Source organism: Providencia sp. PROV209 (assembly GCF_028479485.1).
Lineage (GTDB): Bacteria > Pseudomonadota > Gammaproteobacteria > Enterobacterales > Enterobacteriaceae > Providencia > Providencia alcalifaciens.
This window is the reverse complement of sequence record NZ_JAMPNR010000017.1, coordinates 1-19324: the sequence shown is the minus strand read 5'-3', so window position 1 is coordinate 19324 and position 19324 is coordinate 1. Positions and strand designations below refer to the sequence as shown.

Below are 19324 nucleotides of genomic sequence, written 5' to 3'. Positions count from 1 at the left end.
GCTAATTTAGGGCTTGTCAGCCTTTTTTTTCGTCGTTACTTTAGCGAAGATTCTGATAATGGTTAGCGTACTATCTGTTTTCTTGCCATTAATATTCAGGATTGATATAACGGCTGCATCATTAATTAACTATACTTAGTAATGTTAACTATACTGTAGTTGGTTAATTAACCGATAAAGTCAAAACTAATATGGGGATGATAATAGTGAATAAGTCTCAACTGATTGAAAAAATCGCTGCAGAAGCGAATATTTCTAAAGCCGCAGCAGGTCGCGTAGTCGACGCTTTCGTTGCTTCTGTAACGACGTCTCTGAGCAAGGGTGATGATGTTACTTTAGTTGGTTTTGGTACTTTTAACGTACGTCAACGCGCAGCACGTACTGGTCGTAACCCGTAGACAGGTAAAGAAATTAAAATCGCTGCGGCAAAAGTACCTGCATTCCGTGCAGGTAAAGGTCTTAAAGACGCTGTTAACGGTTAATTGAGTTTAGTTTCGTCTTTCACGCATTTTTGCGAAAACTCAAACTGACGTAATGTCTTTAATCAGCTAATATATAAGCGCGCCATGGAAATGGTGCGCTTTTTTTTCTATCTGAGTTAAAATTAGCGTAATATTAAGAAATTCAACAAAGCAAAGCGGAGTTAAGCCTTTTTATGATGGAAGATCTACGCACGAAGGCGAACAGTCCTTTTATTAAAGTGTTGTTAGCTATTATTATCTTGTCATTCGTGCTGACAGGTGTTGCTGGCTATGTGATTGGTGGCTCAAGTAATAATGCTGCTGAAGTCAATGGACAGCCAATAAGCAAGGAACAATTACAGCAAGCTTTCCAGCAAGAACGCCAGTCGTTACAAGAATACTTAGGAGATAAATTCTCTGAAGTTGCGAGTAATGACAACTACATGAAAGAGCTGCGTACCCAAGCTTTGAATAACTTAATCAATAATCAATTGATTAATCAATATGCTAATGAATTACAACTTTCTGCCAGCGATCAACAAATTGAGCAGGCTATTTTTGCTATGCAAATTTTCCAAACTAATGGAAAGTTTGATAGCGAAAAATATCGCGAAATTTTAAGTCGTTACAATATCAATGCAGACAATTTTGCCGCTCAAATTCGTCAAGATTTAGTGCGTGCACAATTAGGTAAATCGTTCACCGGAACAGAATTTGCGCTACCTTCGGAAGTTAAAGCTTACGCTGAATTATTTATGCAAGAGCGTGAGGTACGCACTGCAACGCTGTCATTGGCTGCATTGCAAGCAAAACAAACAGTGACTGAGGATGAGCTGAAAGCTTATTACGCGGCAAACCAAAACAGTTTTATCTCACCTGAACAAGTTCAAGTGAGTTACGTAGAAATGGACGCGGCATCAATGCCTAAAGCGTCAGTCACTGACGAAGAAGTGAAATCTTACTACGAACAAAATCTGAAAAACTTCACGAAAGCAGAACAAAAGCTTTATAGCATGATCCAAGTTGCATCAGAAAAAGATGCGCAAGCTTTAGAAGCTGAACTGAAAGGTGGTGCTGATTTCGCAACACTTGCGACAGAAAAATCGACTGATAAATTCAGTGCGGGCAATAAAGGCGTGATTGGCTGGATGGAAGCGACCTCCACGCCAAGTGAAATTATTAGCGCTAATTTAACTGAAAAAGGTCAAGTTTCTGCGCCAATCAAAGTTCAAGATAACTATGTTTTATTCCGTTTAGATGATGTGAAGCCGGAAGCTGTTAAGCCTTTTGATGAAGTAAAATCCAGCATCGAAACTAGCTTGGTTCAAGATAAAAGCGTTAAACAATTCTATGACTTACAACAAAAAGTCAGTGAAGCAGCAACGAATGACAATGAATCATTAGCCTCCGTTGAAAGCATTTCCGGTCTCAAAGTGGTCACTACAGGTTGGTTTGATCGTCAAAACCCGCCAGCAGAACTGAATTTCCCTAAGGTGGTTAATGAAGTATTCAGCGAACGCTTAGTGGATAAAAACGGTTCAACAGGCATTAACTCAGATGTTATTAACGTGGAAGGTGACCGTGCGTTTGTCTTACGTGTTGCTCAATATAAAGCGGAATCAATTGAGCCATTCGAGACGGTAAAAGCGGATATTGAAGCATTGGTTAAGCGCCAAAAAGCATCTGCACAGTTAAAAGCAGATGGTGAGAAATTACTGGCAGCGTTACAAGCAGGTAAAGGTGACGAAGCACTGAAAGCCGCTGATACCCAGTTTGGTGCTGTTCAAACGGTTTCATTCCTTGCTCCAGCTACTGATGTAACGGGTGTTGCAATGAAAATGACACCACCGGCAGAAGGCAAGCCAACGTATGCAATCGCTTATGATCAAAAAGATAACCTGTTGATTGTCCAACTAGATAAAGTCACTTTAGGTCAACCAACTGCGGATGAACTTAATCAGTTAGCTAACGAATATCGTGGTGCAATGAGCTCTGCTGTGAATGAAGCATTAATGCTGAACTTACGTACAAATGCAAAAATTGAAGTACAAAGCTTAGAATAAGCTTTCAGCATAGGATAGTTGCGAAGTGCTTCGCAATTAAAAATGCAATATATGTAATAGAAGGCCACCCATAGGGTGGCCTTTCGCATTGTATAGTTCGAAGAAAAGTTTTTGAAAAAATTCTCTGGCATTGTGGAGTTTCAACACACATAGGAGAACAATGATGGAATGGAATAAATATATTAAACAAGGATTAGGGACAGTGTTAATGGTTGCGATATTGTGCCCTTTATCCGTCTCTGCGGCGGTAAAGAAAGCGGAAACAGAAAAACCGGTGACTTCGATTATGCAGTCTCAAAATAGTGATGAAATAAAAAGTACAAATCACTTAACTTCCCCTGATCAGGTCAATATTAATCAAGCGAGTGCAGAAGAGTTAGCGAGAAAACTCAGCGGTATAGGTAAGCAGAAAGCGCAAGCTATTGTCGAATATCGAGAGAAGTTTGGGGCTTTTAATGCCATAGAAAATATTCTTGAGGTACAAGGAATAGGTCCGGCATTTTTAGAAAAAAATCGAGAAAAACTCGTGCTTTAGCAAAATATTAGCTCACTTCATTGTGAGCTAACTTTATGTAGATAAAAAGAATGTTTTAAGTGCTCAGTTATTGAAATTAAATTCTAAATATAAGTTAAAAATTATTAGTCGGTATGTTTTGTTCTAATCAATTTGATTTAAAAAGTAAATATGAGAGCCAAGTCTGATAAGTGAGATTTATTCAGCAGAGTTTCTAAATATTTGTTATTTTTATGTTACCAAATAAATTAACTGGTCGGAGTAGTTATGGCGATACAGATTAAAGTACTCGGTTACCACATTGATGTGTTCCAACATGTAAATAATGCTCGATATTTAGAATTTTACGAAGCGGATAGATGGGATTGGATGGGAAAGGCAAATCTCATTGAGTGGGCTATCCAGCACAAAATTATTATGGCTGCTGTAAATATCAATGTGAACTACTTCCAAGCTGTTGGTTTGGGGGATGAACTGACCGTGACGTCAAAAATCGATAAAATCGGTGTTAAAAGTGCTGTTTGTTACCAGCAAATTATTCGTCACCGTAATGGTGAAGACGAAGTGGTTTCCGATGCCTATGTCACTTTTGTGTTCATTGATGGAAAAAGCAATAAAGCGATGGTGATTGAAGATGAATTACACGAAAAGATTGAGTCTTTGAAAAATAAAATAGATGCATGTATTGAAGTATAGCCAACCGAGGGGCAGTCTTGGTTGGCCAGCTGAATTACTTAATGCTATTGAGGTGTTTGAGTAGGGAGTCCATAACGGCTTGCTTATTATTGAGATAATAATTCAAACCCTTGCTACGTAAATGACATGCTGCGCATTCAGCACAGCCGTCACCTTGGATACCATTGTAGCAAGTCAGTGTTTGTGTACGGATAGTTTCAAGATGCCCATAGTAATCAGCAAGAGCCCAAGTTTGAGCTTTGTCTAACCACATAAGCGGTGTTTCGAAACGGATCTCTTTTGCTAACCCTAAATTGACAGCATGATTCAGTGCTTTGACAAACTCGTCACGGCAATCAGGGTAGCCCGAGAAATCAGTTTCACACACGCCAGTGATCACTGCTTCTGCGTTGACCTGATAAGCATAAATGGCGGAAAGCGTCAGAAATAGAATATTTCGACCAGGCACAAAGGTACTTGGAAGCCCACTTGCTTCACTTTCTTCATAATCAGGGACAGGGATATTGTCACGGGTTAGGCTGCTTATCGCAAGTTCGTTGAGTAATGAGACATCGAGAACTTTATGCGCTTTTGCACCTAATTGGAGGCTCAATTTTTGTGCGACCTCAATTTCTAAGCGGTGACGTTGCCCATAATCAAAGGTCACACAGTGAACCTCATCATAATCTTTGAGTGCTTGAATTAGGCAGGTCGTTGAATCTTGCCCTCCACTGAAGACGACAACGGCGCGTTTCATAAGTCTCTCCTGAGCTTGCAATAATGAGGAAATTAATTGAGCCCTATGTTAGCGGTCTAGAAGAGTAATGAACAGCTTGTTTTTGTACTATACCCTTATGGTATAAGCAATTTATGCTATTTTTCGGCTATTTATGCAAAGTTATTCTACAATACTTGCAATTCATAACGGCTTTATTATTTCATCATGATAGAATTTTGCTGATACAGGAATCCGCCTAGGGGCTAAATATGCTGGATAAAATAGATAAAAAACTACTTGGCTTATTACAAAATGACAGCAGCCTATCATTAAATTCATTAGCGGAAGCCGTTAACTTAACTTCCACGCCATGTTGGAAGCGATTAAAACGACTAGAAGATGAAGGCTATATTCGAGGTCGTGTCACACTCCTTGATGGAGAAAAACTAGGATTAGGATTGACCGTCATTGTTATGATTAAAACCCAGCAGCACAATAGTGAATGGTACGCGCAGTTTGTTTCCTTTGTCGAAAAGCTTCCTGAGGTTTTAGTATTTTATCGTATGGCGGGAGAATATGATTACCTGATGCAGGTTGAAGTCCATGATATGAAATCCTATGATCTATTCTATAAGAAGTTGGTTAATGGTGTTCACGGCTTAATTGATGTAACCTCCAGTTTTGCAATGGAAAAAATCAAATATACGACAGTACTGCCCATTCCCGACTAATTTAGCTTACTTAAATTGGTGCAATATAGGCTAAAACACAAAGTCATTAATAATAAAGAAAGTAGGCAGTTACTAACATCATTCAAGGCAGTAATACGTGCGATTATTTTCACAGTTACGTTGGTATTTTATAAGCGAATGGCGTCGTTATCTCGGCGCTATTTGTTTTCTTGTGGTCATTGCCATTCTACAGATAATTCCTCCACGTTTCGTTGGTGTGATTGTGGACGGCATAAGTAAAGGCTCGATGACTAATCAACAACTTGTTAATTACGTCTTATCGATGTTAGCTATTGCCTTAACGGTTTATGGGTTACGTTATGTTTGGCGGTTATGGTTGTTTGGTGCTTCCTATAAGTTAGCCGTTCAGTTGAGGCAACAAATTTATCGACAACTCAGTTTACAAAACCAACCATTTTATTTGAAATATCGTACAGGCGATCTTATCGCTCGGACTACGAATGATGTCGACCGCGTGGTATTTGCTGCGGGGGAAGGGGTGCTGACCCTTGTAGACTCTTTAGTGATGGGATGTGCTGTCCTTATCATGATGAGTATTGAAATTAGTTGGCAATTAACACTGCTTGCCCTGATCCCTATGCCTATTATGGCATTGGTTATTAAGCGCTATGGCGACCAACTTCACCACCGCTTTAAACACGCTCAGGGCGCTTTCTCTTCTTTAAATAACCATGCTCAAGAAAGCTTAACCAGCATTCGAATGATTAAAGCATTTGGTCTGGAAGATCATCAATCTAACCAGTTTGAACAAGTTGCCACTGAAGCAGGGCGACGCAATATGCATGTCGCAAAGATTGATGCTCGCTTTGACCCGACCATTTTTATGGCAATTGGTATGGCAAACCTATTAGCCATAGCTGGTGGGAGCTGGATGGTATTGAATGATACCTTGACTCTCGGGGAGCTCACCAGTTTCGTGATGTACTTAGGTTTGATGATTTGGCCAATGTTAGCGCTTGCATGGATGTTTAATATCGTTGAGCGTGGTAGTGCAGCTTATAGCCGAATTTTAAGTTTACTCAATGAGCCATTAGTGATTAAAGATGGTAACCAAAGTTTGCTCGCTGAAAAAGGCGAGTTAAGTGTGAATATCCGAACGTTTTCTTATCCTGAAACTCAGCGGTATGCTCTGAAAGACATTCAATTTACGTTGAAGCCTGGTGGATTTCTTGGTTTATGTGGACCAACGGGTTCCGGTAAATCGACACTAATTACTGTACTACAACGTCATTTTGATGTGAGTGATGGCGAAATTAGTTATCAGCATAAGCCACTTACTGATATTCAGCTCGATGAATGGCGGGCTAGGCTATCTATCGTCAATCAATCCGCTTTCCTGTTTTCGGATACAGTGGCAAATAATATCGCTCTTGGGCAGCCAGATGCCACTATGGCACAAATAGAAGATGCTGCTCGTATTGCTTGTGTTCATGAAGATATTCTACGGCTACCTGAAGGGTATCAAACCCAAGTGGGAGAACGTGGAGTCATGCTTTCCGGTGGGCAAAAACAGCGCATTTCCATTGCGAGAGCCATTTTGAAAAATGCCGAGATATTGGTCTTGGATGATGCGTTATCTGCGGTAGATGGGCAAACGGAACACGTTATTTTGCAAAATTTGAGTGACTGGAGACAGGGGCGAACTTTGATTATTAGTGCCCATCGTTTATCTGCTTTGGTCGATGCTGATAATATCCTCGTGTTATGTCATGGTGGGATTGTTGCTAAGGGAACTCATAAAGAGTTAGTTAAGGAATCAGGTTGGTACAGTGATATGTATCATTATCAGCAAATTGAAGCTGCTTTGGATGGTGACCTATGAACCAGAAAAAGCCGCTATGGCCGGCACTAAAACGCTTATTATCTTATGGTAAAGCTTACCGTCGGACGATGGTGATCGCGATAACGATGCTGTGGCTGGCAGCCGCAGCAGAAGTGAGTGGACCCTTACTTATTAGTTACTTTATTGACAACATGGTGGCAAAAAAACAGATTATCATGCCGCTTACGTTATATATGGTGATAGGATTTATTGCATTGCAAATTATCGCCGCACTCCTCCATTACTATCAAAAAATACTGTTTAACCAAGCATCTGTTGGTGTGGTACAAAACTTACGAACGGATGTGATGAATGCGGCTTTACGCCAGCCTTTGAGTGCTTTTGATAAGCAACCCGTAGGGCAGATTATTTCCCGAGTGACTAACGACACTGAAGTCATCAAAGACCTGTTTGTTATGGTCGTACCAACCGTATTTCGTAGCTTAGCATTGATTTGCGCTATGTTAGTGGCGATGTTCTCTTTAGAGTGGAAAATGGCGTCCATTGCGGTATTAATATTTCCAGCGGTACTGGTTGTTATGCTGGTTTATCAACGCCTAAGTACACCAATTGTACGCCGAGTTAGGGCATATTTAGCGGATATTAATAACGGCTTTAATGAAGTTATTAACGGTATGACAGTCATTCAACAATTTCTACAACAAGCGAGATTTGGTCAAAAAATGTTGTCTGCGAGTGAAGATCATTACCATTCAAGAATGAAAGCATTGAAATTGGATGGGTTACTCCTCAGACCGTTACTAAGCCTGTTTTCCGCTTGTGTACTGTGTGGATTGTTGTTGCTATTTGGGTTTGACGGAACCAGCACCGTTGGGGTTGGGGTCCTGTATGTTTTCATTAACTATTTGGGACGATTAAACGAACCACTCATTGAATTAACTTCTCAACAATCGATGCTGCAACAAGCGGTTGTCTCCGGTGAACGTGTTTTTGAATTAATGGATAGTCCACAGCAAGGGTATGGCGAAAATATTGCGCCATTGCAAGGTGGGGCGATTGAAATTAAGCATCTTTCGTTTGCTTATCGTGCAGATAAAAAAGTCCTTGATGATATTAATTTGTCTGTACCTGAACACCATTTTGTTGCATTGGTTGGGCATACGGGTAGTGGGAAAAGCACTATCGCAAACTTAATTATGGGTTATTACCCGTGGCAAGAAGGGGAAATATTACTGGATGGGAGAGACCTAAACTCACTGTCTCATCAAGTATTACGCAATGGTATTGCCATGGTACAGCAAGATCCCGTTGTATTGGCGGCTTCATTTTTTGATAACGTGGCATTAGGGCGTGAGGTTTCCCAAGAAAAAGTGTGGGAAGTGCTTGAAACCGTACAATTAGCTCAACATGTTCGTGAATTACCGGATGGATTAGACTCTTTATTAGGTGAACAAGGGAATACTTTATCTGTGGGGCAACGCCAATTATTGGCGATGGCTCGAGTACTGGTGATAACGCCGAAAATTTTGATTTTGGATGAAGCCACCGCGAATATTGATTCGGGGACCGAACAGGCAATTCAGAAGGCACTACGCGTTATTCGTCAAAATACTACATTGGTTGTGATTGCTCATCGCTTATCCACCATTGTAGATGCAGACCATGTTGTCGTATTACATCGAGGGATGATTGTAGAACAAGGAACTCATACTCAGCTCCTCCAACAGGGAGGGCGCTATTATCAAATGTATCAATTACAGCAGGTTGGCGAATCATTGAATTCCCGTGATGAAGCAGCGGAAGCATTATTAGTTTAGTTAGTGCTTACTGACAGATATTGCTCCAATAGCGTGGTGTATTATACGAGATATCAAATAAAAGAGCCTCGTAGTAGAGGCTCTTAATATCTTGAGAAGTAATGGCTTACTTTCATTTCATGAGCAGAGATAAGAGATAGTGGGTATTAGCGAGGTTTTCTCTTACGAATAACACCTTCTTGTACGGTTGTTGCCACTAAATATCCTTGCTGGTTATAAATTTGCCCCTTAACAAAACCACGCCCACCGGAAGCGGAAGGGCTTTCAATGGCATATAGTAACCATTCATCAATGCGATAAGGTCTATGGAACCACATGGAATGGTCAATGGTTGCAACTTGCAAGTCCCGCTCCATGAAACCTCGCCCGTGCGGTTGTAATGCGGCCGGTAGGAAATTGTAGTCTGATGCATAGCCTAGTAAGTAGTCATGTAGCTCAGGGCTATTGGGGAGCTCACCTTTGGCTTTAAACCAAATATAGCGAAAGGGTTCTTGAGGTGCACTATCAAACGGGCTATAGAACTCAATAGGACGAAATTCAAAAGGATTAGGTCGTAACGCATATTTTTTAACTGCATCGGGCAGTTGATCCGCGAAACGTTGAATGATTTCATCCTGCGAAATTAATTGTTCTGGCGCAGGAACATCAGGCATTAGATTCTGATGGTTAAAACCGTCTTCTTGTTCTTGAAAAGAAGCCGTCATAAAGAAGATAGGTTTACCATTTTGGATAGCACTAATGCGGCGTGTACTAAAGCTTCCACCATCACGCAAGATTTCTACATCGTAGACAATTGGTTTTTGGCTGTCCCCAGGGCGTAGAAAATAGCTGTGAAAGGAAGTGATAATCCGCTCTTCTGGCGTGGTTTGTTTTGCAGCATACATTGCTTGTCCAACAACTTGCCCGCCAAAAACTTGCGGCAAACCAAGATCTTCGCTTTGTCCCCGAAAAATACCTTCTTCAATTTTTTCGAGTTTAATTAGGCTGATTAAATTCTGTAATTCTGGGCTCATGGTCACCTTGAAGAGGATTAAAAAATATCAGATGCGGCTATTTTCCCATTAATCTGCATAAATAGGTAGGCTGTTTATGTACTGATTAATTGACAATCGTTTTTGGTTACAATTTGAAATATAATTTCATTATTTAATTTGTATTAGATATAATTTTCTAAGTTTAGATAAACTCTGATATATCAATAATAATCATATGAAAATGTCTAAATAAATCAAAAAACTATAGGTAATTATTATGACATTACATCGCTACATGATTAGTTTGTTGATGCTTATTTTCTTGGCAGGTTGTGAAGGTAACAATGCGAGCCCACCAGAAAAAAGGGTGAAAGGAAAAAGTAGTCATGAGAACCAGAAGGTCGATATTGGCACTATTAGTGGGAATATTATCATTGGTAAAAGTATGGGGTTATCTGAAAACGTAGACCTCACCGTCACGATGTCGGACAATTCATTTGTTGAGTTACCAGCGCTTATATTATCTCAAAAGCATTACACAAGTTTGGATAACCAAGTGACGATTCCTTATGAACTGACTTACCACAAGGATGAAATAAGAAGCCAAGCCAAAATTACGGTGAGTGCCACGCTATATGTTGATGGTAAATTAATTTATATTACAGACTCACCTACTGAAGTGATCAACAATGGTATCTATAAGAATATAGATCTGTTATTGGTTCCTGCCAACTGATGTTGCTCCTTGCTAATATGTACTCTTTATCGCTATCTATTATTCAGCGGTGATTCGGATTTTTGTGTAATAAAACAGCACTTGGTAGCGGCTTTCTTGCTATTTAGCTATCTATCAAGCATAATGCCCCTGCTTTGAAAAAAGCAATCAATGGGGGCTCTGTTGGTTCTCCCGCAACGCTAACTTGTTAACTCGGTCAGGTCCGGAAGGAAGCAGCCATAGCAGGGGTCGTGTGTGCCGGGATGTCGCTGGCAGGGCTCCCACCCAAAAAAACTCCCAAAACTTTGATACCTTTCTTATATTCACGCCTATATTTTACATTAATCAAATGTTGTTCGTTTGTAGATATTTTTGACTATTATCTGCTTAGCTTTATATATTATAAATAATAGGATATTGATTATTATTCTTAATACTAATTTGCTATGGTCAACGATGAACTTTATCTCGCATGCAATGTTAAACTAATTGGGATTAAGAAAGGGTAAAAATATAAGGATATAAGAATTGAGCCAGTATTCATCGAACACTAACTTGGGAAATAAGGATTTTCATTGAGCCGATAAAAAGTTACCGGCTATAACCATTCACTATCTATGCGTGTAAATAAGTATTTATCTAACAAACTTCCAAACAGATGCTGGAATTTTATCGTAAAGTTTATTCATCGTGAGCTCTGCAAGACGATGATCAGCGGCAGAGTAAAATAACTCTAACTCATCATCGGATAACTCATACTTATTTTTTTCAATAACGCGCTCAAGTGTTTCAATAGTGGTGCATTTTCTTAAACGCATCAGATAATCGGATTTGGTCATAACGCCCTTTCTTTATGTGTCTATAACCTAAAATATACTATGCAATAGTGGGATTAAAGGTAAATGGTAATACTAAGTCTTACTTGTCAGACATTTTAGATCATCATCGAGCACGGCGACAAGATTTTGATTCATACTTTCCCAGTCAATGATTTCGCTGAAGGTAACTACTGGGCTGCCAAATAAATTATATGTTTCGTCAAGATACTCTTCAACAAGAGAAATAACGAGATTTTCTTTTGGATATTTGATTTTAAATCGCCAGACAAAAGCTGCAATATGCTCAACAAGCTCGTTAAGACTGATGCTTTGTGAAGAACTAAGATCATTTATCCAATGAGTGTTTGTTTTTTGTAAACTTGATATAGCGTCTCTATTCAAACTGTTACAAAGATATTTTAATTCGGCTATATCATGTTTCTTGGGTGAGTATTCATCCATAATCACCTCCATGGGCGAATCTGACTTTTACTTTGTGTATTTTTGTATCAAAAATAATGCCATATTAACTGAATATAAGCACCCGTTTTCAATATAAACAAACATAGCTAATATATTGATAAATATCAGATTATCACTAGTTGAGAGAGTTTTTAGATTATCACTAATATAAAAGTAATATTCAAATATAAACTGGTTGCTCAGATTGCTTTCGCCACATGGATAATAATAGCACTTTTATTACATAAGTCACCACCCAATAATGATTTTTTTAGGGGATCATTGGCTGGTGGAGTAGGAAAAATTGGGCTATTTATTTTTTATCATACTCTAATGAAGAATGTAAATGATATTGTGCGGTTTATGCAGTGAAGTGTATTTAAATGATATGTTACAACTCAAGTTGTGATCGAGATTGATATCGAGATTAAACCTAATTAAATAGTTTATTTCTAATCATTGAATTTTATTTAATATAAAATCCCCTAGGGTTTAACCTTTGTGGGGATTTTTGAAATATTTAATTTAAAGATATAAATTTAGTGTAACACCTGGTTTTAAATCCGCCATTTTAACACCAGAGTTCCAATTCATCAGGTCGTTAAGTTTAATCCCATGACGTTTAGCAATGCTGTAATAAGTGTCACCTTTTCTGACTTTATAGGTTCCACCTTTACGGCTATTACTAGTAGGGGAAGTGCCTGAAATTTTTAAGGTTTGTCCTGGAACAATATTCGCCTTTGCTGTTTTTAACCCATTAAGTTGTTGGATATTCTTCGCTGTCGTATTGAATTTTCTAGCAATACTGGCGATAGATTCACCCTTGCGGACTTTATAGCTAAAGGTTTTGTTCTGTTTTGAATTTCTCTTGGCTGTTTGGACGTTATTGAGCGCCGCTTGTGCATAACGATTTTGTGCAACCGCATTACGAATATCATTCAAGACATCTTGATCAGTTAACGAAACTTTTAATTGTTCAGCTTTCGCAGTTGGTAACATTATATAATGCGGACCATTAGGAGATGTCACTCCTCGGGTATAACCCGAATTGTAGGTTTTAATGGATTCTTCCGTTAAGCCTGTCAATTCAGCCGCTTGAGTTAGTGTAATTTGTTGCCCTACATCAACTTGGGTCAACCCTCTATTTTTATTACTTTTTGGTAATCTGACTTGATAACGTTCTGGTTGTCTCAAAACTTTGCTAAGCGCAAGGATCTTTGGAACATATTGTTTGGTTTCTTTAGGTAGTTGAAGAGACCAAAAATCTGTTGGTAAGCCAGCGGCTTCATTCTTTTTAATGGCGTTTTGTACGCAACCCTCACCACAGTTATAAGCAGCCAGCGTGAGTTCCCAATCGTGACCGAACATAATGTTTAGGTTTTCAAGGAGATCTAAAGCCGCTTTTGTTGATGTGATAACATCGCGTCGCTCATCAACCCATTGGGTCTGTTTTAGCCCATAAGAACGTGCAGTAATGGGGACAATTTGCCAAAGACCCGCAGCTTGTGCAGGGGAGGTTGCTTTAGGGTTATAGGCACTTTCAATAACTGGAATTAAGGCTAATTCCATCGGCAAGTTGCGATCATTGATTTCATCTACAATTAAGTACATGTAAGGTTCGGCTCTTACTGCAACGTCATAGATAAAACTTTGTTTATTTGAGTAATTGTTGGCCATTTCCCTAATTGTTGCATTCTCCGGGATATCCATCTTCAGCTCACCACTAATATAACCCCAGAGGTCATGATCGACTTTAGAAGCTTGTCTACTTGCTGCCTGATTATGGGATGCAACAGTGTCAATTGAGTGATTGGCTGAAGATTTTGGTTGCTTAACGGTGACCTTGGAAGTGCCTTGACAGCCCGCAAGCAAAACAATGGCGATGAGGGTCGCGATTATCTTCATTAGCTCTGTTTTTCTTTGTTTTTGATGTTTAAAAGTTGACCAGATAATACTGGCTTTAACTGCTATTGACAACGATTATACATCAATATTCATCTTTTAATTGACGTAATAAAGTGAAAACAGCGCGTAATGATGGATTTGTCACATTAATGTTCAATTTTTGTTGTAATTTCGGGTTGTCGCACTGTAAAAAAATGTTGATGTTTCTCTCTGTTTTCAAGGTACTAGGAACACTTGCTTGCTGGTTGCTGCGCAGTATTCTTACTTTTTCGGAATAATTTGTAATTATCTCATTTTCAGGCCAAATATGATGTGCGAATTGCAAATTAGACAGAGTATATTCGTGAGCGCAACAGATAAGCGTCTCATCTGGAAGTGCAGCAATTTTTTGAATGGATTGGTACATTTGTTCTGGGGTACCTTCAAAAATTCGCCCACAACCAGCGGAAAATAGAGTATCCCCACAAAATAGATAAGGAGCTTGGTAGAAACCAACATGCCCAAGAGTATGTCCTGGTAATCCAATGACTTGAAATTTGAAATCATCAATGACGACTAAATCCCCCTCGTTTACTTGCTCTGTGGCACCTTTAACGCGTGTTTCTTGGGGACCGAATACGGGGAGTTTTGGATATTGTGCAATAATTCCTTTAACACCCTGAGTATGGTCGTTATGATGGTGTGTGAGTAAAATTGCAACAGGGGTCAAATGATTAGCCGTTAATATTGCGAGAACAGCCTCTGACTCAGCTGGGTCAACGATGATACACTGTTGGTTGTTTGTCAGCAGCCAAATGTAATTATCATTTAACGCTGGAATTCGAATTAACTCCATAATCACCTCGATCCGATTTTTTAAAAGGGGAATGTTATGAAACCCGCGCGTATTGAAGAAAAGATTCAAATGCCCGCCAGTTGGTCTGATATTCCTTTTGGTGAACACTATCGCCAAGCATTGGAAGCACAGTTAGCGCCTTGGTGGCAAAAAATGTTTGGTTATCACTTGCTTAAATTAGGGCATTTGAGTACAGAAATCCACACTAAAGAGTGTATGATCCCTCATCAATTCACCGTAGGTGAAGATCCTCATTCATTTGACGTGGCAGCAAATCCTGAAGCATTACCGTTTGCAGACAAAGTCATCGATGCTTGCTTAATGCCTCATTTGTTGGCATATAGTCACGATCCTCATTGGATCTTGCGGGAAGTTGACCGTGTTTTGATTGATGATGGTTGGCTAATTCTTTCAGGATTTAACCCATTTAGCTTAGCTGGAATGGCTAAATTGGTGCCAATTTTACGTAAGCAGCAACCTTATTGCAGTCGTTTCTTCCCTTCTCTCAGAGTATTTGATTGGCTAGGGTTACTCAATTATGAGGTGCTATATCACCGAAATTGCCAAGCTCTCCCTTGGCTTTCATCAGAAAAACGCGTGAACAAGCGCTGTGGAGGGCTGGGCGTTATGAGTGTCATTGTTGCCAGAAAGCGTACTTACCCTTTAACACCAACGCCCCTGAAATTTAAGCAACCAAAAGTTAAAATTTCAACAGCGTTAGGTGCAACGAAAGAGATCAGTAAATCGAAGCAGTTTCGTTAAATTTTAATGTAATCAATCTTCAGTTGGCTGGTAACCTGTATCTTCTTTGGTTGGAGCATTTGCGGCGGCTCGGGCTAATTCATCACATTTCTCATTTTCTGCATGACCGGCATGACCTTTTACCCAGCGCCAATCAATAGTATGGCGAGTAATCGCTTGATCGAGACGTTTCCATAGGTCTACGTTAACCACCGGCGATTTATCTGCTTTTTTCCATTGGCGACGTTTCCAATTATGGATCCATTGGGTGATCCCTTGGCGTACATATTGGCTATCGGTCGTGAGGATTACATCGCAAGGTCGAGTAAGCGACTCTAACGCAATAATTGCGGCCAGTAACTCCATTCGATTATTCGTGGTGAGGAAAAAACCGTCACTGAGTGTTTTCTCATGTTGCTGATAGCGAAGCACAATACCGTATCCGCCGGGGCCTGGGTTACCTAAACAAGACCCATCAGTGAAAATTTCTACCTGCTTTGTCATTTCTGTTACACTCTTTCTTATTCATCAACTTCTAGTTTGACACAAAAAAACATTATGAGCACGGCGATAACCCGACAAATTGTCCTCGATACTGAAACGACAGGTATGAATAAACTTGGTGTTCATTATGAAGGGCACAATATCATTGAAATTGGTGCGGTAGAGGTGATTAATCGCCGACTAACTGGGCGTAATTTCCATGTGTATATTAAACCTGATCGCCTTGTTGATCCGGAAGCTTTTGAAGTTCACGGTATTAGTGATGAATTCTTGCAAGACAAACCCGTGTTTGCCGATATTGCGGATGAATTTATTGAATTTATTCGCGGTGCAGAACTTGTTATTCATAATGCCCCCTTTGATATCGGTTTTATGGATTATGAGTTTCGTAAACTCAATAGAGGGATCCCGCCTACAGCAGAATTTTGCACGATTACGGATAGCTTAGTGCTAGCCCGAAAAATTTTTCCGGGTAAGCGAAATAATTTAGATGCGCTGTGTGATAGATATCTAATTGATAACTCTAAGCGAACATTGCATGGAGCATTACTCGATGCTGAGATTCTTTCTGACGTTTACTTAGCGATGACGGGGGGACAGACTTCCCTTGCATTTTCAATGGAGTCTGAATCCAGCAATACAGAACAAGCTAATACAATTCAACGTATTGAACGACCAGTGAGTGGATTAAAGGTTCTTTATGCCTCTGATGAAGAAGTGGCAGAGCATGAAGCTCGCTTAGATATAGTCGACAAAAAAGGGGGTAAACCTTGTTTATGGCGGCAAACTAAGCAAGATGAGGATGTTCTACATTAAGAGTGGTGATTTAGTGATCTCGCAAGGCTAAAAACTGCTCAACCGTACGATTTTTCAAGAAAAAGTATTGACTGTCATAGCAAGTATTCGTAATATGCTTGGCGTTCCCAGTAGGGAACTTCGGAGCGGTAGTTCAGTTGGTTAGAATACCTGCCTGTCACGCAGGGGGTCGCGGGTTCGAGTCCCGTCCGTTCCGCCACATTATTAAGCCCTGAGTCTTATGACTCGGGGCTTTTTTTTGCGTGAAAAATCATTGATCGCTTAACTTTTTTGTTTTGAAGCATGCATGGCATGCTTACATCATCAAATCCCTTTCAATAGGTTCAAGGTGACTTTGTGCCCGTGTAGGATAATAATTAATCTTATAGTAGATCATGGTTATTTCCGATTATTGGAATAGGACTATATAGTTATTTTAAATAATATTTATTCTCCTAATCTAGGAATAATTCTTAGGTTCAATTAGAAACAATAAGGGAATATTCTTAATTTAAATTCATTTCTAAGTATTAAGTTAAATTATGAGGAGCAATAAGTGATATATATTGATAAGTGTATCTGGAGATTATTTGAAAGAAGATTAAATTGTAATAATGTTTAATTAGAGAACTATAGCCTTATGGTTTACACGCAGTAAAGGTATTTTATTATAATGAAGGTTTTACTCGTATTGGCGTATTTTTATCAAAATGTTAATAGTTATTAACATGGTCTATAGACCATTTTTTTCAAATGGTCTTTTTCTGGAATAATATTCTTTGTATTGCCTTGTAATTGGATTTTTGTTTTTATTTTTATTAATTTTATGGTTTTTATTCTCACACACCATATGGGTTATAAAAATAAATAAAAATTTAACATGGATTATAATCCATAAAAATCAATAAGTTGATATTCAATTGAAAGAATAACGACTAAAAATGATATCTTTTCTTGCGATTGGTGGGTTTTAGGGGGTGAAAATTGACGCATGTCAACTTTCAACGATATAATGCTGAAGTTTTCATCATGTAACAAAGTATTTCAATCATCCATTTGATAGATTAGTTGAGTCGAAAAATAACGATAACCATTTATTTTTAAGCTGGAAGTTAAATAATTCCAAGCGTTAATATTTATTCAAATTACTAAACTATTTATTCTCTCTAATATAGCTTAGAGGGATTTTTCTTTGCATAAATAAAACACCATAGCGTTGAAAGGATTAATATGAAAAAGTTTACTGGCGTTGTAATGTTATTATGCATTGCAGCATTGACTGGCTGTGTGCGTAATGAAGGACTTCACGGATATAATAACGAGAGCTGGAAGAATAAGAATATTCTCAAAGAGAGCAAGGAAGTTGAAAATAATAAAGCATTGGTTTCCTTTTATAGAATAGATAATCAAGTTGAAGGGAAAACAATTAATATATTCGTGAATAAACAGTATCTCACTTCATTAGAACCTAATGCGACTAAACAAATTAAATTGTGCTCTGGAAACAACAATTTTACTGCATATAAGACAGACGTTAGCGAACGCTATAATACTAAATTAAACGAAATCGATAATAAGCCATTAGAGCCAGGAAAATCCTATGCGTTCTTGGTCATTGAAACCAATGGAACAGTATCATTAAAACCACTGACAGAAAAAGAAGCTAATGAATTTAAAGGGAAAGTTAGTACTCAGATTCATACTTTACCGCGTGTGGATGTAGCTCAAAGCTGCCAATAATTAATACATTCTTAAACTAAATTTAATTCAATAAATAATTGTCTGATACGAGGCAATGGATAACTATGTCTATTAAAAAAATATCAATTAAAGTTAATAATAGCAAAGAGACGATTGAGCAATATTCTGTCACTGGTGGAGAAAACGGCGCAGGTAAATTAAAACAACCACTGCATATTAATGCACAAAAAAATGTAAATTATTTATTAATTGATGAAAGTACACAATTCGCGCCAGAAAATATCGCGGTTAAGCGCGTAGATAAAAATCTTGTCATTGCATTTGAAGGTGGTGACGTAGAAAGCCCTGATTTAATTATTGAAAATTACTTTGCTGAAAACGGTGCCATTGGCTACCACGAAGGTGATGCAAACCTAATTATCGGCCAATATGAAAATGGTCAATATTTTCCATATGTTCCTGAAAGCGCTGTAAAGGCAGATGCAATAAGCCAACTGGCTGATGGCCAGGCTACAGGGCAAGCTATCGGTGGCGATGCACTACCGCCAATGTGGGCATTTAATCCATGGTGGTTAGCAGCGTTGGTTCCTCTCATTGGAATTCCTGCTATTGCAATTGGCGGCGGTGGTGGTGGTGGCGGTGGTCACTCCAAAGTGGTTGATCATGCACCTATTGCGGGTGATGATTCTGCGCATACTAAGCATAATACCCCCATTTCTATCCATGTTACCGCCAATGATAGTGATGTTGATGGTGACTTAAATCCTAATTCTATTCGTATTGTCAAAGAGGGTTCCAAAGGAACGGTGACAATCGGTAAAGATGGAAAAATAGTCTATACGCCAAACAAAGGCGAGTATGGTATTGATACCATTACTTATGTAGTAAAAGATCGTGCAGGTCATGAGTCTAACGTAGCCACTATTACGGTAAAAATTGATGCTGCACCAGAGGCGAAGGATGATTCCGCGGCAACCAAAGAATCCAAGCCTGTCACTATCGATATGGAAAACAACTATTCTGATAAAGACGGAGACGTTGACCATAGTTCTCTAGAAATTAAAACTAATGGTGCTAAAGGTTTTGCGAAG

The 19324-nt window shown here is 39.0% G+C and carries 18 protein-coding genes, 1 tRNA gene, 1 other RNA gene and 1 pseudogene; 14 read left to right on the top strand and 7 right to left on the bottom strand.

Features of this window, described 5'->3' with window-relative positions:
* Positions 1-206: 206 nt before the first annotated feature.
* The 4 genes and pseudogenes from hupB to PR795_RS13075 all read left to right on the top strand — a co-directional run bounded on the left by hupB (position 207) and on the right by PR795_RS13075 (position 3734).
* Positions 207-482: pseudogene (gene hupB / locus PR795_RS13090) on the top strand (nucleoid-associated protein HU-beta).
* A gap of 173 nt (positions 483-655) precedes the next feature.
* Positions 656-2524, top strand: a complete 1869-nt coding sequence (gene ppiD / locus PR795_RS13085) for a peptidylprolyl isomerase (RefSeq protein ID WP_006662767.1) — start codon at positions 656-658, stop codon at positions 2522-2524.
* A gap of 163 nt (positions 2525-2687) precedes the next feature.
* Positions 2688-3059, top strand: a complete 372-nt coding sequence (locus PR795_RS13080) for a ComEA family DNA-binding protein (RefSeq protein ID WP_036961879.1) — start codon at positions 2688-2690, stop codon at positions 3057-3059.
* 246 nt (positions 3060-3305) lie between these two features.
* Positions 3306-3734, top strand: coding sequence for an acyl-CoA thioesterase (locus PR795_RS13075; protein ID WP_006657225.1), 429 nt, complete (start codon positions 3306-3308; stop codon positions 3732-3734).
* 34 nt (positions 3735-3768) lie between these two features.
* On the opposite strand, the gene queC is transcribed toward PR795_RS13075, so the two are convergent.
* Complete coding sequence (queC, locus tag PR795_RS13070) at positions 3769-4470, bottom strand: 7-cyano-7-deazaguanine synthase QueC (RefSeq protein ID WP_036961881.1); 702 nt, start codon at positions 4468-4470, stop codon at positions 3769-3771.
* 230 nt (positions 4471-4700) lie between these two features.
* Here queC and PR795_RS13065 point away from each other — a divergent pair, with 230 nt between their 5' ends.
* The 3 genes from PR795_RS13065 to PR795_RS13055 all read left to right on the top strand — a co-directional run bounded on the left by PR795_RS13065 (position 4701) and on the right by PR795_RS13055 (position 8783).
* Positions 4701-5162 carry an Lrp/AsnC family transcriptional regulator gene (locus PR795_RS13065; protein WP_006657227.1) on the top strand — a complete coding sequence of 154 codons (462 nt, stop codon included), beginning with the start codon at positions 4701-4703 and terminating at the stop codon, positions 5160-5162.
* Positions 5163-5259: 97 nt separating this feature from the next.
* Entirely contained in the window at positions 5260-7005 is a 1746-nt protein-coding gene (locus tag PR795_RS13060; protein WP_036961887.1) for a SmdA family multidrug ABC transporter permease/ATP-binding protein, read from the top strand.
* Positions 7002-8783, top strand: coding sequence for a SmdB family multidrug efflux ABC transporter permease/ATP-binding protein (locus tag PR795_RS13055; RefSeq protein WP_036967305.1), 1782 nt, complete (start codon positions 7002-7004; stop codon positions 8781-8783). Before PR795_RS13060 ends, PR795_RS13055 begins: the two co-directional genes overlap by 4 nt.
* Positions 8784-8929: 146 nt before the next feature.
* Here PR795_RS13055 and tesB read toward each other — a convergent pair whose 3' ends face one another.
* Positions 8930-9796 carry an acyl-CoA thioesterase II gene (tesB, locus tag PR795_RS13050; protein WP_272516863.1) on the bottom strand — a complete coding sequence of 289 codons (867 nt, stop codon included), beginning with the start codon at positions 9794-9796 and terminating at the stop codon, positions 8930-8932.
* A 238-nt stretch (positions 9797-10034) separates the two neighbouring features.
* On the opposite strand from tesB, the gene PR795_RS13045 reads away from it, so the two are divergent.
* Together PR795_RS13045 and ffs are read left to right on the top strand one after the other, a co-directional pair.
* Complete coding sequence (locus PR795_RS13045; RefSeq protein ID WP_006662761.1) at positions 10035-10493, top strand: YbaY family lipoprotein; 459 nt, start codon at positions 10035-10037, stop codon at positions 10491-10493.
* 160 nt (positions 10494-10653) lie between these two features.
* An RNA gene (gene ffs, locus PR795_RS13040) (signal recognition particle sRNA small type) lies at positions 10654-10750 on the top strand.
* A 357-nt stretch (positions 10751-11107) separates the two neighbouring features.
* On the opposite strand, the gene PR795_RS13035 is transcribed toward ffs, so the two are convergent.
* From PR795_RS13035 to gloB, 4 genes are all read right to left on the bottom strand, one after another.
* The gene (locus tag PR795_RS13035; protein ID WP_004905417.1) at positions 11108-11311 is read right to left on the bottom strand and encodes an HHA domain-containing protein; all 204 of its coding nucleotides are present in this window, start codon (positions 11309-11311) and stop codon (positions 11108-11110) included.
* Positions 11312-11383: 72 nt separating this feature from the next.
* Positions 11384-11752, bottom strand: coding sequence for an Hha toxicity modulator TomB (gene tomB, locus PR795_RS13030; protein ID WP_181480603.1), 369 nt, complete (start codon positions 11750-11752; stop codon positions 11384-11386).
* A gap of 525 nt (positions 11753-12277) precedes the next feature.
* The gene (mltD, locus tag PR795_RS13025) at positions 12278-13657 is read right to left on the bottom strand and encodes a murein transglycosylase D (protein WP_036961894.1); all 1380 of its coding nucleotides are present in this window, start codon (positions 13655-13657) and stop codon (positions 12278-12280) included.
* 82 nt (positions 13658-13739) lie between these two features.
* Positions 13740-14492, bottom strand: a complete 753-nt coding sequence (gene gloB, locus PR795_RS13020) for a hydroxyacylglutathione hydrolase (protein WP_006662758.1) — start codon at positions 14490-14492, stop codon at positions 13740-13742.
* Positions 14493-14528: 36 nt separating this feature from the next.
* Here gloB and PR795_RS13015 point away from each other — a divergent pair, with 36 nt between their 5' ends.
* Positions 14529-15254, top strand: a complete 726-nt coding sequence (locus PR795_RS13015) for a class I SAM-dependent methyltransferase (protein WP_154632826.1) — start codon at positions 14529-14531, stop codon at positions 15252-15254.
* Positions 15255-15266: 12 nt separating this feature from the next.
* Here the strand turns inward: PR795_RS13015 and rnhA are convergent, their stop codons facing one another.
* Complete coding sequence (gene rnhA, locus PR795_RS13010; protein WP_006657236.1) at positions 15267-15737, bottom strand: ribonuclease HI; 471 nt, start codon at positions 15735-15737, stop codon at positions 15267-15269.
* A gap of 54 nt (positions 15738-15791) precedes the next feature.
* Between rnhA and dnaQ the strand changes: the two genes are divergently transcribed.
* The 4 genes from dnaQ to PR795_RS12990 form a co-directional block, all read left to right on the top strand.
* The gene (gene dnaQ, locus PR795_RS13005; RefSeq protein ID WP_006662757.1) at positions 15792-16553 is read left to right on the top strand and encodes a DNA polymerase III subunit epsilon; all 762 of its coding nucleotides are present in this window, start codon (positions 15792-15794) and stop codon (positions 16551-16553) included.
* 122 nt (positions 16554-16675) lie between these two features.
* Positions 16676-16752, top strand: a tRNA-Asp gene (locus PR795_RS13000).
* 1010 nt (positions 16753-17762) lie between these two features.
* Positions 17763-18272 carry a hypothetical protein gene (locus PR795_RS12995; protein ID WP_006662738.1) on the top strand — a complete coding sequence of 170 codons (510 nt, stop codon included), beginning with the start codon at positions 17763-17765 and terminating at the stop codon, positions 18270-18272.
* 65 nt (positions 18273-18337) lie between these two features.
* The coding region (locus PR795_RS12990; RefSeq protein ID WP_272516862.1) for an Ig-like domain-containing protein at positions 18338-19324 on the top strand (987 nt) is incomplete at its 3' end.

What these genes read in the sequence shown, in the direction of transcription:
- PR795_RS13045 (WP_006662761.1), top strand. Translation starts at nt 10,035, where the DNA reads ATGACATTACATCGCTACATGATTAGTTTGTTGATGCTTATTTTCTTG.
- PR795_RS13015 (WP_154632826.1), top strand. Translation starts at nt 14,529, where the DNA reads ATGAAACCCGCGCGTATTGAAGAAAAGATTCAAATGCCCGCCAGTTGG.
- PR795_RS12995 (WP_006662738.1), top strand. Translation starts at nt 17,763, where the DNA reads ATGAAAAAGTTTACTGGCGTTGTAATGTTATTATGCATTGCAGCATTG.
- PR795_RS13065 (WP_006657227.1), top strand. Translation starts at nt 4,701, where the DNA reads ATGCTGGATAAAATAGATAAAAAACTACTTGGCTTATTACAAAATGAC.
- mltD (WP_036961894.1), bottom strand. Translation starts at nt 13,657, where the DNA reads ATGAAGATAATCGCGACCCTCATCGCCATTGTTTTGCTTGCGGGCTGT.
- PR795_RS13035 (WP_004905417.1), bottom strand. Translation starts at nt 11,311, where the DNA reads ATGACCAAATCCGATTATCTGATGCGTTTAAGAAAATGCACCACTATT.
- tesB (WP_272516863.1), bottom strand. Translation starts at nt 9,796, where the DNA reads ATGAGCCCAGAATTACAGAATTTAATCAGCCTAATTAAACTCGAAAAA.
- PR795_RS13055 (WP_036967305.1), top strand. Translation starts at nt 7,002, where the DNA reads ATGAACCAGAAAAAGCCGCTATGGCCGGCACTAAAACGCTTATTATCT.
- tomB (WP_181480603.1), bottom strand. Translation starts at nt 11,752, where the DNA reads ATGGATGAATACTCACCCAAGAAACATGATATAGCCGAATTAAAATAT.
- PR795_RS13080 (WP_036961879.1), top strand. Translation starts at nt 2,688, where the DNA reads ATGGAATGGAATAAATATATTAAACAAGGATTAGGGACAGTGTTAATG.
- queC (WP_036961881.1), bottom strand. Translation starts at nt 4,470, where the DNA reads ATGAAACGCGCCGTTGTCGTCTTCAGTGGAGGGCAAGATTCAACGACC.
- PR795_RS13075 (WP_006657225.1), top strand. Translation starts at nt 3,306, where the DNA reads ATGGCGATACAGATTAAAGTACTCGGTTACCACATTGATGTGTTCCAA.
- ppiD (WP_006662767.1), top strand. Translation starts at nt 656, where the DNA reads ATGATGGAAGATCTACGCACGAAGGCGAACAGTCCTTTTATTAAAGTG.
- gloB (WP_006662758.1), bottom strand. Translation starts at nt 14,492, where the DNA reads ATGGAGTTAATTCGAATTCCAGCGTTAAATGATAATTACATTTGGCTG.
- rnhA (WP_006657236.1), bottom strand. Translation starts at nt 15,737, where the DNA reads ATGACAAAGCAGGTAGAAATTTTCACTGATGGGTCTTGTTTAGGTAAC.
- dnaQ (WP_006662757.1), top strand. Translation starts at nt 15,792, where the DNA reads ATGAGCACGGCGATAACCCGACAAATTGTCCTCGATACTGAAACGACA.